We start from the raw sequence: 2,238 nt of genomic DNA, 5'->3' as shown, positions 1-2,238 counted from the left end.
AGCCTTTAGTCAGATTACATTGCGAGACATCCATCACTGGTTTACCCATTGTTGCTATTGCGATACCCCTTTTAAAGAGCCTACCTAGTCATCCATGCTGTACCTCATTCAACTGAAACCCGCTATAAGGCAAACTGACTATTAGAATAATTGTTCCGATAGTAAATAATAAATTTTTGAATCCCATTTGCATTGTCTTGAGTTGGATAAGGCTTATCATTTAATTGATAGCGGCTAACAGTGGAGCATCCCAAAATACTCAATCAATCAATCAATCAACCGACCAGCATTATTCTGAATTCAGAACAGTCATAACGGAAACTTTCCGCATAACACTCTCCAGAGTAACAATATGGGTCAACTTTCTTAGGCGTGATCGCCAGAACTTTTCCCTATATCACGCCCAAAAGCCTGTTAGCCAGATTAGCTTACTGCAAACAGCCTCCTTTAAGGAGACTGATCACAGAAGCTTTCTAGGAATCTAGCAAAGATTCTTATATCTGGCTGCACTTTGTCACAAAATTTCACTATTATTTCGGGTAAGGTATAGTAAATCCCTTGATAAATTCAATCGGGACTAACTTCTAGGAAAACCGCTATAGATCTCCTGCAAAAATCAAAAATCTGACCTTAGCTGAGGAGAATCCGAGACAGGAGGAGAAAAAAGACATAAAAAATTTAGCACAAATGATCTCCTCTCCCTGCTTTGGCGCTTCCTAGCTTACCAGAGGTCGATTGCGACGACAATTATCGCAATGACCACAGCGAAAATTGTCGGCATTTTCCTGAAAACCAAAGGCATTTAAGAGAAAGTGCCAACGACAGCGACGGGTATAGAGGTAGGGAAACATCTCATTTCTGGGTTTAAAAGTCATCTTGGCGGAATTATGGCGATAAATAAGCCGATAATGAAAAGGATCGAGCCATTCTAAGCGATCGAGACTGTGTAAAAGGGAGAGAATGAGCGCACCATCGGGAAATTCGGCACTAATTGCCTCTACTTTCCCCTCTAGGGGAATTTGGGCTAAAATTTGCCAAGCTTGTCGGTATTGGCGTTCCTGTTGGGAGTTAAAGAATTTTTGCTGGTTTTTATCGCTATTATCTAACCATCCCGTCGGTTCACTAATTAAGGTGAGAGCCTGCATTTTACCGCCATCGCGACCACCGCGGCCGATTTCCTGTAGGTATTCCGATAGTAAAGCTGGGGGTTGGTAGTGGACAACCCAACGCACATCGGGTTTATTGATACCCATGCCAAAAGCTGAGGTACAGACAACAAAAGTTAAATCCCCCCGCAGCCAATTTTGTTCTATTTCCCGACGCTGAAAGGGGGATAAACCGGCATGATAGGCACTGGTGCGATAATGGAGAGATTGCAACCATGCCGCTAAATTTTCACTATGGCGACGGGAACGAGTATAGATCAGGCCGGATTGTCGAGGTTGACCGGTGAGGAAGTTTAATAGTTGATGACGACGACAACCGGGGCTAATACATATTTTGGTGCTTAAGTCAAGGTTTTGACGGTAAGGATTTATTAAGAAAAGCTGCGGTTTTTCTAGTTGTAAGACGCGGGTGAGAGTCTCACGGGTGGCAGGGTTAGCGGTGGCGGTAAAAGCAGCGATCGCTATTTGGCTGCCGGCCGGTTTCGATTGCAGAAGAGCGGGACGAACAGCACCGAGACGACGGTAAGCAGGACGAAAATTATCGCCCCACTGGGTTAAACAATGGGCTTCGTCGAGGATGAGAGCGTTAATTTTAACGTGGGGAAGGGTTAATTTTGACCAGAGGGGCGGACTTAAGAGGGTTTCCGGGGAAAGATAGAGAAGTCGCAGGGTTTGATCTGCGATCGCGTTTAAGGTTTTCTTTCTCTGTTGTCGGGGGATTTCGTGATGAATCAGGGCAACGGGTAATTTTTTGGCTAATAATTCCTCCACCTGATTTTCCATCAGGGCCACTAGGGGAGAAATCACTAGGGTTAAGCCGGTTTTTAATAAAGCGGGCAGTTGAAAACAGATAGATTTACCAAATCCCGTGGGCATGACAATTAGGGCATCTTTTGCCGCTAAAATTGTCTCGATAATCTCCTGTTGGGGAAAGCGAAAGCTATCATAGCCCCAAATTTTCTGAAAAATAGTCTGGATGCTTTCGGTATCGTGGGAAGACATGGGTTAACTGCTGGGAATTATGAATTATGAATTATGAATTGGGGAGCAGGAGAGTGGGGAGGTGGGGAGG

General features: G+C 44.5%; 1 protein-coding gene. It reads right to left on the bottom strand.

The window, feature by feature from the left end; translation table 11 throughout:
* Positions 1-716: 716 nt before the first annotated feature.
* On the bottom strand, positions 717-2,168 hold the full coding sequence (locus IQ234_RS20575) for a RecQ family ATP-dependent DNA helicase (RefSeq protein WP_193958435.1): 1,452 nt from the start codon (positions 2,166-2,168) through the stop codon (positions 717-719).
* Between the last annotated feature and the right edge of the window lie 70 nt (positions 2,169-2,238).

The organism is Microcystis aeruginosa LEGE 91341, assembly GCF_015206885.1.
In the GTDB taxonomy this organism is placed as follows: domain Bacteria; phylum Cyanobacteriota; class Cyanobacteriia; order Cyanobacteriales; family Microcystaceae; genus Microcystis; species Microcystis aeruginosa_H.
Note: the sequence above shows the minus strand (reverse complement) of the source record. Positions and strands in the feature narration are given on the sequence as shown.